This is a genomic window from Paenibacillus sp. FSL H8-0457 (assembly GCF_038051935.1).
In the GTDB taxonomy this organism is placed as follows: Bacteria; Bacillota; Bacilli; order Paenibacillales; family Paenibacillaceae; genus Paenibacillus_AQ; species Paenibacillus_AQ lautus_A.
In genome coordinates this window covers 5,351,754-5,364,360 of the sequence record NZ_CP150293.1, presented here as the reverse complement: position 1 = coordinate 5,364,360, position 12,607 = coordinate 5,351,754, and the positions used below count along the sequence as shown (strand labels likewise).

The 12,607-nt window shown below is 52.9% G+C and carries 12 protein-coding genes and 1 pseudogene; 7 read left to right on the top strand and 6 right to left on the bottom strand.

Features of this window, described 5'->3' with window-relative positions; all coding sequences use genetic code 11:
• Positions 1 to 15: 15 nt before the first annotated feature.
• Positions 16 to 1,242, top strand: a complete 1,227-nt coding sequence (locus MHI43_RS23950; RefSeq protein WP_036660088.1) for an amidohydrolase — start codon at positions 16 to 18, stop codon at positions 1,240 to 1,242.
• An 81-nt stretch (positions 1,243 to 1,323) separates the two neighbouring features.
• Here the strand turns inward: MHI43_RS23950 and MHI43_RS23945 are convergent, their stop codons facing one another.
• Positions 1,324 to 2,010 (bottom strand): G1 family glutamic endopeptidase, encoded by a 687-nt coding sequence (locus MHI43_RS23945; protein ID WP_036660090.1) that lies wholly within the window; start codon positions 2,008 to 2,010, stop codon positions 1,324 to 1,326.
• Positions 2,011 to 2,134: 124 nt separating this feature from the next.
• On the bottom strand, positions 2,135 to 2,620 hold the full coding sequence (locus MHI43_RS23940; RefSeq protein ID WP_036660092.1) for an anthrone oxygenase family protein: 486 nt from the start codon (positions 2,618 to 2,620) through the stop codon (positions 2,135 to 2,137).
• A gap of 282 nt (positions 2,621 to 2,902) precedes the next feature.
• Here MHI43_RS23940 and MHI43_RS23935 point away from each other — a divergent pair, with 282 nt between their 5' ends.
• The 5 genes and pseudogenes from MHI43_RS23935 to MHI43_RS23915 all read left to right on the top strand — a co-directional run bounded on the left by MHI43_RS23935 (position 2,903) and on the right by MHI43_RS23915 (position 7,761).
• Positions 2,903 to 4,303, top strand: a complete 1,401-nt coding sequence (locus MHI43_RS23935; RefSeq protein WP_036660093.1) for an ABC transporter substrate-binding protein — start codon at positions 2,903 to 2,905, stop codon at positions 4,301 to 4,303.
• Between the two features lie 97 nt (positions 4,304 to 4,400).
• Positions 4,401 to 5,291, top strand: coding sequence for a sugar ABC transporter permease (locus MHI43_RS23930; protein ID WP_009591023.1), 891 nt, complete (start codon positions 4,401 to 4,403; stop codon positions 5,289 to 5,291).
• 16 nt (positions 5,292 to 5,307) lie between these two features.
• Positions 5,308 to 6,141 (top strand): carbohydrate ABC transporter permease, encoded by an 834-nt coding sequence (locus tag MHI43_RS23925; RefSeq protein ID WP_036660094.1) that lies wholly within the window; start codon positions 5,308 to 5,310, stop codon positions 6,139 to 6,141.
• 307 nt (positions 6,142 to 6,448) lie between these two features.
• A pseudogene (locus MHI43_RS23920) lies at positions 6,449 to 6,813 on the top strand (VOC family protein).
• 147 nt (positions 6,814 to 6,960) lie between these two features.
• Entirely contained in the window at positions 6,961 to 7,761 is an 801-nt protein-coding gene (locus tag MHI43_RS23915; protein WP_036660269.1) for a TetR/AcrR family transcriptional regulator, read from the top strand.
• 280 nt (positions 7,762 to 8,041) lie between these two features.
• Here the strand turns inward: MHI43_RS23915 and MHI43_RS23910 are convergent, their stop codons facing one another.
• From MHI43_RS23910 to MHI43_RS23900, 3 genes are all read right to left on the bottom strand, one after another.
• Entirely contained in the window at positions 8,042 to 8,833 is a 792-nt protein-coding gene (locus MHI43_RS23910) for an ABC transporter permease (protein WP_015736796.1), read from the bottom strand.
• Positions 8,830 to 9,714, bottom strand: coding sequence for an ATP-binding cassette domain-containing protein (locus MHI43_RS23905; RefSeq protein ID WP_036660096.1), 885 nt, complete (start codon positions 9,712 to 9,714; stop codon positions 8,830 to 8,832). Before MHI43_RS23905 ends, MHI43_RS23910 begins: the two co-directional genes overlap by 4 nt.
• A gap of 226 nt (positions 9,715 to 9,940) precedes the next feature.
• Entirely contained in the window at positions 9,941 to 11,290 is a 1,350-nt protein-coding gene (locus tag MHI43_RS23900; protein WP_036660097.1) for an alpha-L-fucosidase, read from the bottom strand.
• A gap of 119 nt (positions 11,291 to 11,409) precedes the next feature.
• Between MHI43_RS23900 and MHI43_RS23895 the strand changes: the two genes are divergently transcribed.
• Positions 11,410 to 12,237 carry an AraC family transcriptional regulator gene (locus MHI43_RS23895; RefSeq protein WP_015736793.1) on the top strand — a complete coding sequence of 276 codons (828 nt, stop codon included), beginning with the start codon at positions 11,410 to 11,412 and terminating at the stop codon, positions 12,235 to 12,237.
• Positions 12,238 to 12,302: 65 nt separating this feature from the next.
• Here MHI43_RS23895 and MHI43_RS23890 read toward each other — a convergent pair whose 3' ends face one another.
• Positions 12,303 to 12,605, bottom strand: a complete 303-nt coding sequence (locus MHI43_RS23890; RefSeq protein WP_036660099.1) for an antibiotic biosynthesis monooxygenase — start codon at positions 12,603 to 12,605, stop codon at positions 12,303 to 12,305.
• Between the last annotated feature and the right edge of the window lie 2 nt (positions 12,606 to 12,607).

Here is a 12,607-nt window from a genome sequence, read left to right as displayed (position 1 = left end):
GGGGATGAAGGTTATATGAACGAACAAAGCAAGGCATACTGGCTGCTGCATGTCCGACTGGAAACGGGTTACCGCTACGAGGAGGACGTCGTGACCGGAACCGAAACGGGAATTTTTCATGTGAAGATAGAGAATGGGGCTTTTTCTGAGATTCGTCCCGCGGAGGCTTTGCCGGATACGCTGCTGCCGACATGGGATATGAAGGGGAAGCTGATGCTACCTTCTTTTAGAGATATGCATATCCACCTGGACAAAACCTATTATGGAGGCCCATGGAAGGCACCGCTTCGTCCGGCTCACGGAATTTTCAGCCGGATCGAGGAGGAAGAGAGGCTGCTTCCCGAGCTTCTTCCCACCGCCAAGGAGCGAGCGGAGGGACTGCTGGATCTGCTGCTGCGTTACGGTTCTACCCACGTCCGCTCCCACTGCAATGTGGATCCCGTCGTCGGTCTGAAAAATTTGGAAGCCACCTTGCAGGCGGCTGAAGGATATAAGGAAAAAGCTTTTGTGGAGATCGTTGCTTTTCCTCAGCACGGCTTGCTTCGCAGCCAGTCCGTGTCCCTGGTCAGGGAAGCGCTCCGGAACGGAGCCGCGCTGGTAGGCGGGCTGGATCCCACGACGGTGGACGAGGATATGGAGAAATCGCTGAACACCGTGATGGAGCTGGCGGTGGAAGCCAACGCCGGCATTGACCTGCACCTGCATGAGTCGTCCCAGATCGGATTGAATGCCTTTAAACGGGTAGCTGATCTTACGGAAGAGGCGGGGTGGAACGGAAGAGTCACGCTCAGCCATGCCCTCGCTTTCGCGGACGTCTCACCAAGCGAGGTGGATGAAGTGGCGATTCGGTTAGCGGACTTGGGTATTTCCATCACCTCCTCCGTACCGCTTGGCCGAACCATCCCGATCCCGCAGCTGCATCGCCGCGGCGTAAACATTTCGCTTGGGCAAGACAGCATTATGGACCATTGGTCCCCGTTCGGCAAAGGGGATAATCTGGACAAGGCGGGTACGCTGGCCGAACGCTTCCATATGAGCGATGAGCGTTCGCTCGGACAGGCTCTCGGGTTTATTACGGGAGGCGTGACGCCGCTAGACCAGGACGGCCGCTATGCGTGGCCAAACGTCGGGGATACGGCGGATGCGGTGATTGTGGAAGCCAGCTGCTCCGCAGAAGCCGTTGCCAGGCGGTCCCGCCGCCATGCCGTGCTGTATAAGGGAAAACCGGTTTACGGTATATGATAAAGCAACAGCCGCTGCATGCCGGACTTTTCCGGCGTGCAGCGGCTGTTGCTGGTTGATGGGCATTAAGGCGCCAGGCTCTTATTGATGAACGCCTTTGACAACGAAACCGTCTCCTGCCCGGTTCGGATTGGAAGGAATGGAGGTAACGGTTGAATTCTGAAGCATAATGCCCCCATCATCCGCCGTGAGTTTGGGGCGTTTCCCATTGACGCGGCAGCAGGAGAAGACAACGGGGGACAATCGTGCCATCGTGGCAAGCGCCCCATTGATTTGCGGCGCTTCGACGATCCATTCCGCCGAGGTCTGCGGACCGCCGTACCGCTGCAATGTTCGAAAGGTCCAGTTCCGGGATACGTTGCGAAGGCAGATCAGCCAGTTTGACCCGCTGCACTTGATGATGCTGGCATGCATGCGGTCACCCGGCTGAATGGGCAGCGGAATGATCGTAACCGAGGCCGGGAGAATCTCCCACCAAGCATAATAATAAGCCTTGCCGTCTATCCAATCATGACCCGTTCCGGTCTGTATCAATTTGCTGTTGCTGAATCCGTCAATGCCGATCCAGGCCGAGGAGTAGGACGTCCCGCGGCTTGGCCGAACAAACGGCACGTTCCATTTGGCGGAGACCCGTTTGAAAGCTCCTTTTTTTCCAGTGATAGAGTATCCGCTCCAATTGCTTGATATCCATCCGATGTTGCGACGCGGCTTGGCTGAAGTGTCAAGTTGGCATGTGTGATTCCACTGACCTGTCGTGGAAATCCCCATCATCTCCACCGCCCTTACTAGATTGATAGTATATCTAATGAAGAATCGGTAGAGTTGGTATGGGTTATGTGTTAGAAAGTTTGAACAGGCAGCCCTTAAATCTAGTTTTCAGGGTAATCCAGTCTTAAGGGATATGCCGTAAGGCAAAAACAAACAGGATCATGGCCCCTATGGAGGTGACCGTCCGTACATGGTTCCAGGCCGTCCATTTACTTAGGTAGGCATTCCAGATCTCGCTTCCTGCGCTGCTCGCAGGATCAACGGCAGCCAGCGCGTCATTGAGCGGGACATTGAAGGCCATCGTTACGATGAATCCCGTCAGATACAGCAGACTGGCGGCCAGCAAGTAGACGGATCCCGGTTCTCCCCAGCGGAGGATGGATAGGACCGCAAGAACGATACTGGTTAGGGCGGTACCTGTAAACAGTGCGCCGAACGTGGGGTTGAGTATGGTTGCATTGATGGACTGCATGGCGTTAATCCCCTGTTCGTTCGGAATCCGGGATAAAGCGGTCATCATGAAGGAGGAGAAGGCGAAGAACAGGCCGGCTATGAGGCCCGAGCCTGTCACTGAAAATAGAGCCAGCAAAAAAATCAAGCGATCACTCATGGGTAGGTTACCTCCAGTTTTATCTGTTGTTCTGACGTTTGGATCCATGTAAATTCACCAAATAATTGTTTGTACATACAAATATATTGGCGTTTTCGGCAAAAGTAAAGACCTAAAATTGAAGGAATGAAGATATAGAGGGATCTGTATACTTGTTTTTACTATATATGGTAATTAGCATATCTACGCTATTTACTAAATAGAGTTGAATATACGCTCTCGTAAGCGTATCCAAAATTTGGATCATATATTCAATGTGTTCAGCCAAAAGGAGGGATCCGTATGAAGTCAGGCAAGAGGGGGATTTGGCTAGTAACGACGGCTTTATTAAGCGTTTCTTTGTTGTTCGGTTGTGCCGGGGGCAAGGAAACGCCGGCCGATACCGGCAATCCGGAGCCGGGAAAGGACGGAGAGACGGCCAAGAAAATCATTACCGTTACGTTTCGGGATGACGGGATCGGCGAGAACGGAGCGTTCTATAAATGGCTCAAGGAAGTGTCGGCCAGTTACCCTGACAAAAGCGTAGAGATTAAGCCGACACCGATTCAGGCATCGGAAGGGGATTATTTTGCCAAGGTGGCTCTGGCACTGAAATCCAAAGATACGGCGCCCGATATCGTGACGGAAGATACCTTCATCTTGAACTCGGATGCCAGCGCGGGCTATCTGGAGCCGCTCGAAGATAAATTGGCGGAATGGGAAGACTGGGGCAACGGCTCCTTCATCGAAGCGATGAAGAAGGGGGTCACTGCCAGCGATGGCAAGGTATACGGCGTGCCGTATAACACGGATTCCAGGGGCCTTTGGTATAACAAGGATATTTTCAAACAAGCGGGTCTTCCGGAGGATTGGCAGCCTAAGAATTGGGAGGAGGTCTTAAACGCTGCGCGAACGATCAAGGAGAAGGCGCCCGACGTTGTACCGATCTGGATGAACATGGGCAAGGCTACAGGCGAAGCAACCTCCATGCAAACCTACGAGATGCTGCTCTACGGAACGGGCGAAAGGCTGTATGACGATGCCAGCGGCAAATGGATTACGAAAAGCCAGGGCATTCTGGACGCGCTGACTTTTGTGGAAACGGTCAACAAAGAGAAGCTGGGACCGCCGCTCTCCAAAGTATTGAACGGCCAGGCAGGCAACACGGCTTCCCGCGAATACCTGCCGCAGGGCAAGCTGGCGATTTCGCTGGATGGCTCCTGGATCACGGGCAACTATATGGAAACCGGCGCGGCGCCATGGCCTGAATATAAGGACGTGCTCGGCTTTGCGCCGATGCCGACCAGCCAAGGACAGGAGCCCGGCTCGATCACGCTGGCCGGAGGCTGGGCGCTGTCGATTCCAAGCAATTCCAAGAATAAAGACGAGGCATGGGAATTTATCAAGTATGCGCTAGGCAAGGAAAATACCCAGAAGCTCGTCATGTCCTCCGGCAATATTACGGTGCGTGCCGATGTTGCCAAGGATCCGGAATATACGAAAATGCCGTTTAACGAAATCGCGACCGAATACCTGCAGAACGCAGAGTTTAGACCGGCACAGGAAAAGTATCCGGAAGTGTCGACGCAGATCCAGACGATGGTGGAATCCGTAGCAACGGGAACGTCGCCTGCGGATGCCATGAATAAATATGCGCAGGACGTTACCCGCATTGTTGGAGCGGATCATATCGTGGAGAAATAACCTGCTATAAGCAAACCGGCTTGCTCAAGCGCTCCTGTCATCGCGGAGACTTGGGCAAGCGGTTTTTCAGATCATCCGTATGGAAGGAGAACCACACATGAGCAGTCTGTCCGTGGACGTTTACCCGAAACGAAGAAAAACGTATACCTGGCTCTTTTTTTTGCTGCCTTCAATCGCGATTATGCTCGTGTTTTTTATATATCCCATCCTGTTAACGTTCTTCTATTCCTTCACCAATCTGGCGTTGACCGGGGAAGCGGCGAGGGAACTCAAGTTTATCGGCCTTGACAACTATACCCGGATGTTCCAGGACCCCACGGTTCGGATCAGTATCTGGAACACGCTGGTATTTCTTATCGGTTCGGCGGTGATCGGGCAGCAGGTGCTGGGATTTCTGATTGCGCTGCTGATGAAGCAGAGGAACAAGACGTTTCGGCGCGTGATTGGAACGATTGTGCTTGCGGGCTGGGTAACGCCCGAGATCGTGTGCGCCCTTTGTCTGTACAGCTTCTTCGGGGATGAAGGCACGCTGAATGCGATTATCACATTTTTCGGATTTTCGGAAGTGACCTGGCTGTTTACCGTCCCGATGCTGACGATCATTCTTGCGAATATTTGGCACGGCACGGCCTTCTCGATGCTGGTATTTCAAGCCGCGCTGGATGACGTGCCGAACGAAATCGAGGAAGCGGCGGTAGTGGATGGAGCCTCCAAGTGGAAAATCTTCACTCGCATCATCATCCCTTACATCAAAAGCACCATTACCACGAACATGATGCTGGTTACTTTGCAGACGCTCGGGGTGTTCGGGCTCATCTATGCGATGACCGGTGGCGGTCCGGGCAACTCCACGACGACCCTGCCGATCTTTATGTACAACCAGGCGTTTGTGAACTATCAATTAGGCTATGGAACCGCTATTTCGCTGCTGCTGCTGTTGATCGGGATTGTGTTAAGCCTCCTGTATATCAGGTCGATGAAAGAGTAACCAGGGGTGAAATCATATGAATGCCAAACAACGTAAATTAGTCTATCGAATTCTGCCGTATGCGATTCTTGCGGGGATCGGCATTTGCTTCGTGCTGCCGCTGCTCTGGGTGCTTGTAGCTTCCGTCGATCCGAATGCAATGCAATCCCTGAAAGTGCCCAGCAAGATTACCGGCGCCAATTACGTAGAGGTGATTACAAGCAGCGAGAACCAGCGCGCTTATCTGATCGGCCTGGTGATGTCGCTTGGCCAAGCCGTATTGGTTGTCCTGCTGGCGCTGCTAGCGGCTTACCCGTTATCCCGTTATCAGATGAAATATAAGAAGCCCTTCATGCTGACCATTCTGTTCATGACCTCGCTGCCGATTACGGCCGTTATGGTCCCTGTCTATCAGTTGTTCCTGGGGTTAAAGCTGTATGACAACATCCTGGGCGTCATCTTGTTCTATGTAGCGTCGTCCATGCCGTACGGGATATGGATGATGAAGAATTTCATGGATTCCGTGCCGAGCGATCTGGAGGAAGCCGCATGGGTGGACGGGGCCTCGGTGTTTACGGGGATCCGCAAGGTGGTGGCGCCGCTGATGGTTCCGGGGATATGCACGGTGGCCATCTTTACATTCTCGGGCAGCTGGGGCAATTTCTTCGTTCCGTATATCTTGCTGCAATCGCCCGAGAAGTTCCCGGCATCCCTGAAGCTGTACCAGTTCTTCGGGCAGTACGGCATGGTCGACTACGGCAGCCTCGCGGCCTTCTCGGTGCTGTACGCCATCCCGGCGATCATCATGTACATTCTATCCCAGCAGTTTATGTCCAAGGGCTTCGGGCTGCAGGGCGGAACGAAAGGATAGCATGCGAATAAAAGGCAGGGCGGCTTGATGCCTGACATAAAAAAACGGCAGAAATGCCGTTTTTTTATGTTTGACTGGCGAATCCCTTCCGTTTTGCTGTTCGTATCCGATCGCCGCGACTTGGCGGTGAGCCGATTCGGGCTGTGAATGAAATCATCATTAGGCCAACTGCATCAGGGAGCTAACGAATCAGCTGTTGAGTTCAATCTCAACAGCTTTTTATGATGGAAGGATTTGTTATACTTTAGATGTGCAGTTGCGTGAGAGCGCGTATAGCGTTAGATACCTTGAATCTTTAGCATGATGAATGGAGGAGGACAAGGCGGGAGTTAAACGAATCGTTGCGAATATCGATACGAAGGATGCCGCCGCAGCCAAAACGTTTTATCAAGATGTGTTGGGACTGGATAAAATCATGGATCACGGCTGGATCACCACTTATGGCTCGCAGGAGAAGATGAGCGTTCAGATCAGCTTTGCTTCCGAGGGGGGCGGCGGCACGCCGGTACCGGATTTGTCGATCGAAGTGGACGATATAGAGACCGTGCTGGAGGGCATGAGGCGGGGAGGCTTTCGCATTGAATATGGGCCTGTTCATGAGCCTTGGGGAGTACGCGCTTTTTTGTCCGCGATCCGTTCGGCAAGCTGGTCCACATTTTGACGCATCTTTAGCATGATTGAGCACAGGGCGGCGAAGCCGGCAGCTCTCTGCAAAGACCCTGATTCGCCCTCTTTACCTATGGATGATGAGATATGTTATACTGTTTATAATATAAACAATTATTATCAGATGCAAGGATGCAGAAAGGAAACATGATCATGTCTAACGATGAGACGATAGATCCGGATATTGGATCCAAGCTGCCCAGAGGGGCGGCTCTCAGCTGGGGATTGGTTAAGCCGCCGCAGCGGGGACCGAAACGGGAGATGAGCCTTTCCCAGATTGTAGATACGGCCATCGACATCGCCGATAAAGAAGGGCTTTCAGCTGTCTCCATGAATCGAATTGCGTCCACTTTGGGTTTTACCGCCATGTCGCTGTACCGGTACATATCCAGCAAGGACGACCTTTTGGTGCTGATGCAGAACGCCGCGTGCGATATTCCCATTCCGGCGGAAGATTCTGCTGACTGGCGCGAGAATATGCGGGTCTACGTCAAATCGACGATGCAGGTATTCCGGGATCACCCCTGGTTCGGAGATATTCCGATTACGGGTATTCCCATTACGCCGAACAATCTGCGATTTATCGATTGGGGTCTGCGGTTCATGAAGGATCTTCCGCTGAATGATTATGAGCGGATGTCCTTGATTCTCTTGTTAAGCAATTATGCCAGAACGAGCGGCATGATGCAGCGGGATATGGACCGCGCCATACAGGCAGGCTCCACCCCGGAACAGTTTAGTGGACTTGATTATACGGAAGCGCTGAAACAGCTTATGAAGCCGGATCGGTTTCCGTTCCTGTACCCGGTTGTGATGTCGGGGGTCTATACGGAAGACAGCGAGGAAGTGAATCCGATAGGCAATGACATTGATTTCGGGTTAGAACGCATTTTGGATGGTATCGAGCAATATTTTCAAGCCAAGAAACAACAGGAACCACCGGACAAGCCATGATGTCGGCCAAGTTACGGGGCTTGGTCGATCCAAAAAGTGCAGCAACAGCCGAGCAAAAAAACGATCCTCATGAGGATCGTTTTTTTTTTGCTGATTGAGTCGGACCAAGCCCGACTTGTTCAGCGCCCGGTTGGTTGGTATCGTTCCGGCCGGACTTTCATTAACGTTAGTTACGGGGGTACTGGTGGAATGACCGACTATGAGATAGGAAGGACACGGCAGCCTTCTGGAAGCGGATGGAGTATCCTTCGTGCGCCCTTAGTAAAGCAACCACCCGTATTTAGCGTCGTCCGGCTTTCCTCTTAAACGTCCACATGCTCCATACCATCGAGCCGATCAGGATGAACAGGCACCATCCGATCGCCCAGCCGATCTGATCCTGGATGGAGCCTCCCGTCAGTAATCCGCGAATGGATTCGATGACCGGCGTAATCGGCTGGTTGCTTGCGATCCCTTGCAGCCAAGCCGGCATTGTCTCGGTGGGAACGAAAGCACTGGAGAGGTAAGGGAGAAAGAGCAGGATGAATCCATAACTGCTGGCCGCTGCCGGACTGCCTGCAACGAGACCGATAGCGGCGTAGAGCCAGGTAAAGGCAAAGATGAAGAGCGCGATCAAGCCGATGGCGAGTATCCAATCCATAAGCCCTGCTGATGGCCTGAATCCAACGAGCAGAGCCACTGCGATAACAACGCCTGTCGCAAGCATGTTCCGGGCAAGGCTGGCGACCACATGCCCCGTGATGACACTCAAGCTTTGAATGGGCATCGTGCGGAAGCGGTCAATGATGCCATTGGTCATATCCTGGGAGACGTCGACGGCCGTGCTGGACGATCCGAAGCCGGCGCATAGCAGGATGATCCCCGGAACCACGTAGTTAACATACTGTCCGCTGGGATCGAGGGCACCGCCAAATACATAGGTGAACAGCAGCATCAGCATGATCGGCAGCACCATTGCCGTTATCATCGCCTCCGCGTTGCGGATGCTGTGACGCAGGCTGCGGCCGATAAAGACAGACTGGGTAACTGCTAGGGACGTTGTTTTTGTTTTCGCAGCCGTTGCTCTTATCATACAATTCCCTCCATTTTCTTGTCGGTAAGCGACAGGAATACATCATCCATATTGGGTCTGTGAAGACTTACGCGCGTCTCATTCGGGAGCAAGCGTATGAACTCCTGAAGCGTATGTGCGACGTCGCCGATGCTGCCGCTTGTCGGAATCCTGTGGATCACTTCGTCACGTGCGTCGCGAAGCTCCAGCATTTCACCACCGACCCGGGTCTTCAGCTCGGCCGGACTACCTTCAGCCACGATTCGTCCCCCATCCAGAACCGCAATCCGGTCCGCAAGCTGGTCGGCTTCCTCCAAATACTGCGTGGTCAGCAGGATAGTGATGCCTTGGCTCTTCAATTGCAGGATGATATCCCACAGCGCACGGCGGCTGCGCGTATCAAGTCCTGTGGTCGGTTCATCGAGGAACAACACGGGCCGCGGTACGACAAGGCTGATCGCCAGATCAAGCCGTCTCTTCATCCCGCCGGAATACGTCTTCACGCGCTTGGCCGCCGCGGCCGCCAGATCGAAGTGCTCCAACAGCTCGGCGGTTCTCCGCCCGGCTTCCGCAGCGGATAGACCCGACAGCCTGCATATCATCCTGAGGTTTTCTTCGGCGGTCAGCACTTCGTCAACGGCCGCGAACTGGCCGGTCAGACTGATGGACTGCTGAACTTCCTGCTTGTGATCGCGGAGATCGAACCCGTTGATCATCACGCTCCCGGCATCGGGCGTCACCAACGTGGACAGGATGTGAATCAAGGTTGTTTTGCCGGCCCCATTAGGACCGAGAAGAGCAAATACGTTTCCTTGCGGCACGCTCAGGTCGATCCCGTCCAGCACGGTCTGGTGCCCAAAGCTTTTGCGAAGCTGACGAATTTCAACAGCATAGTTAATCATGAGCCGAACATCTCCTTTAAATAATTGTGTATTATATAAACAGTTTAATTGATAATTAGTATATTGCATAAACAGTTATTGTGCAATACGATTTTTTTGCGTTTTGAAAACGGCATGATGATCTTGGGAGGACGAGGCGTCCGGACATAAAAAAGCCTGACGCGATGTAACAAAACATCGAGTCAGGCTCTTATAGGGATTAGTTCATGTATAAGCGATCTTATCGTTACGAACGATCCGATTCGTCATAAAGCTCCAGTTCAATGACGGTATTGCGTTTGTCGGGGAGCGGATAGGTGAAGTGTTCAGGACGCGCGAAGTTCACGAATGCGTCTTCGACGAATTCGGCCGCGCTCCATGGGCGGCTGAGGAACAATTCGTATCCGTCCGCGAGCAGCCGGGCCTTCTTCACCTTGTCGGCCATGCCGATGAGATTGATTGGTCCGATGGACTCCTCAAAGACGTGGGCATAGAGCGTATTGCCTTTTTGGGTATAACGACCCCACTCCGGTTTCGGATAATCGGCAGCCGCGCAGCCATAGATGCTGTCTCCGTTCTTGCTCATCCAGTCGCCGATTTCCTCCAGCACGTCGAGGCTCTCCTTCGGGATGGAGCCTTTCGCGTCAGGACCGACGTTCAACAGCATGTTGCCGTTCTTGCTGACGCATTCCACCAGCTTGCGGATGATGGTGGTTGCCGATTTGTAATTGCGGTCAGCTGCGGCATAACCCCAGTTGTTGTTCAGCGTAATACAGGCTTCCCATGGAATCGGGGCACCTGTCTGGTCCACAACCCCGTGCGGCGGAATGATCTGTTCCGGCGACGCGAAGTCGCCGCTGTATACGGACGGATCGGTGGTATAGATGCTGCCGCCGCTCTCGCCGCTTCCCTCCAGCCGGTTGTCGATAAGAATGTGCGGCTGAAGCTCGCGGATCATTTTCATCAGCTCGGTGGCGCGCCACACCTCGCCGCGCATGTTATCATAAGAGAAGTCAAACCACATGATATCGAGTTTGCCGTAGCCTGTGAGCAGCTCACGCACTTGTCCATGCATGTAATCCAGGTATCGGTCGAAGTTTTTCGGATCGCGCTTGAAGTCTTCGTTCGCCCGCATCGGATGAATCCGGTCTCCATAAGCCGGGTAGTCCTCATGATACCAGTCGATCAGCGAGAAATAGAGGCCGACTTTAAGGCCTTCTTCACGGAAAGCTTCCAGAAACTCCTGTACGAGATCCCGGCCGGCTTTGGTATTCGTTGACTTATATTCCGTCAGCTTGCTGTCGAACAAACAGAATCCGTCATGATGCTTGGCCGTCAGCACCGCATATTTCATGCCTGCTTTCTTGGCCGCTTTGGCCCACTCCCGAGGATTATAGTCAACGGGATCAAATTCATCGAAATAGGCCTGATAGTCCTCGATGCTCATTTGTTCCGTGCTTCGGAGCCATTCGCCTCGGGCCGGGATGGAGTAAAGCCCCCAGTGAATGAACATGCCGAAACGGTCGTTCTGGAACCATTGCACGCGCTGGTTTCGATCATGGATGACTTGATTGGTTGGAGTGGTAGTCGTTGTCATGGATTCAAACCTCCGATTCTTGGAATTGTCGAGTTTGATTTTAACAAGAATGTGTTAGTATGAATAGATAATTACTTAACTCCGATGGGTATTATAATAACTTTAGAGGATAATCGAAGATGAAGAATGAACGAAATGAACATGAAGCCATTCAGCAGATGCTCCTGAACATGCAGGTTCAGATCTGGGAGGCCGAAAGAACGCAGTGCTGGCCGGAATGGAAGGAATTCGACTACACCGTGTCGTACAACAAGCTCTATTTTATCCTGGATGGGGAAGGGTGGGTGAAGATCGGCGATGAGGAGCTGTATCCCGTACCGGGTCAATTGGTTCTGATGCCGGCACGGACGCGGCAATCCTACTCTGTCATCAGCGGCCGCCCCTATCTTAAATACTGGTCTCACTTCTCGGCGACCGTGGGCGATTCCGATGTGTTTTCCTGGCTGAACGTGCCCCATTGCTACGATTTGTCGGGGAACGCGGAGATGCCGGCATTATTCCAGCAGCTCGTCGATGCGCATCGTTCCGATACCCTCGCCGCGCGATTGAGGGAAAAGTCAGTAATGCTGGACATTCTCTCCCGCGTGTTCGAACACCAGCAGCCGCAGATTCATGCGGACAAAATGGAGGATATGGGCAGGCTCCACAAAGTGCAGCAGTACATCAAAAATCATCTGCATGAGGAAATTACGCTGGAGCAGATGGCGGGAACGCTGCATTTGCACCCGAATTATTTTATTAAGTATTTCAAACGGCATTTCGGAATCACGCCGCAAAAATATTTAAGCCTCAAACGGATGGAGCAGGCCAAACTCATGCTGAGGACGACGTCTCTAAGCATCAAGGAAATTGCGGATGCCACCGGCTTTGAATCGGCGAACTATTTCTCGAAAACGTTTCGGAAAGAGGTAGGCTACAGCCCCTCGGAATATCGTAACAATATATAGCAAAAAAGAGGCTGCTCCTGAATTTCGATTCGGGAACGGCCTCTTTTATTCCTAACCGGAATTACCTAAAACCCTTTGCCACCAAGCGGTTTAAGCCTGAGCGGCTCTGCGCCGGCAATCAGCGCCCGCCCGCGCTGCAGCAGCTCGGACGTATCCGCTCCCTGCAAGGAAGCGGCATGCGCGTCTTGGCTGCTCCACAATTCCGTGACCCATACGGCATTCGAATCGCTATCCGAGACGTTGACGATATAAAGCTCACAGTCTTCGTTATCGCGAAGCATCGCGGCTGCTTCAAGCAGGATCTCCGCAAGTTCATCCCGTTTGCCCGGATGGGCGATCAGTTTCCCGTACATTGCAAATTTCTCCATGG

Bases quoted from the DNA above. Each gene is read 5' to 3' on its own strand.
- MHI43_RS23900 (WP_036660097.1), bottom strand. From the start codon at position 11,290: ATGACAACGACTACCACTCCAACCAATCAAGTCATCCATGATCGAAAC.
- MHI43_RS23890 (WP_036660099.1), bottom strand. From the start codon at position 12,605: ATGGAGAAATTTGCAATGTACGGGAAACTGATCGCCCATCCGGGCAAA.
- MHI43_RS23950 (WP_036660088.1), top strand. From the start codon at position 16: ATGAACGAACAAAGCAAGGCATACTGGCTGCTGCATGTCCGACTGGAA.
- MHI43_RS23940 (WP_036660092.1), bottom strand. From the start codon at position 2,620: ATGAGTGATCGCTTGATTTTTTTGCTGGCTCTATTTTCAGTGACAGGC.
- MHI43_RS23915 (WP_036660269.1), top strand. From the start codon at position 6,961: ATGTCTAACGATGAGACGATAGATCCGGATATTGGATCCAAGCTGCCC.
- MHI43_RS23905 (WP_036660096.1), bottom strand. From the start codon at position 9,714: ATGATTAACTATGCTGTTGAAATTCGTCAGCTTCGCAAAAGCTTTGGG.
- MHI43_RS23925 (WP_036660094.1), top strand. From the start codon at position 5,308: ATGAATGCCAAACAACGTAAATTAGTCTATCGAATTCTGCCGTATGCG.
- MHI43_RS23945 (WP_036660090.1), bottom strand. From the start codon at position 2,010: ATGGGGATTTCCACGACAGGTCAGTGGAATCACACATGCCAACTTGAC.
- MHI43_RS23935 (WP_036660093.1), top strand. From the start codon at position 2,903: ATGAAGTCAGGCAAGAGGGGGATTTGGCTAGTAACGACGGCTTTATTA.
- MHI43_RS23895 (WP_015736793.1), top strand. From the start codon at position 11,410: ATGAAGAATGAACGAAATGAACATGAAGCCATTCAGCAGATGCTCCTG.
- MHI43_RS23910 (WP_015736796.1), bottom strand. From the start codon at position 8,833: ATGATAAGAGCAACGGCTGCGAAAACAAAAACAACGTCCCTAGCAGTT.
- MHI43_RS23930 (WP_009591023.1), top strand. From the start codon at position 4,401: ATGAGCAGTCTGTCCGTGGACGTTTACCCGAAACGAAGAAAAACGTAT.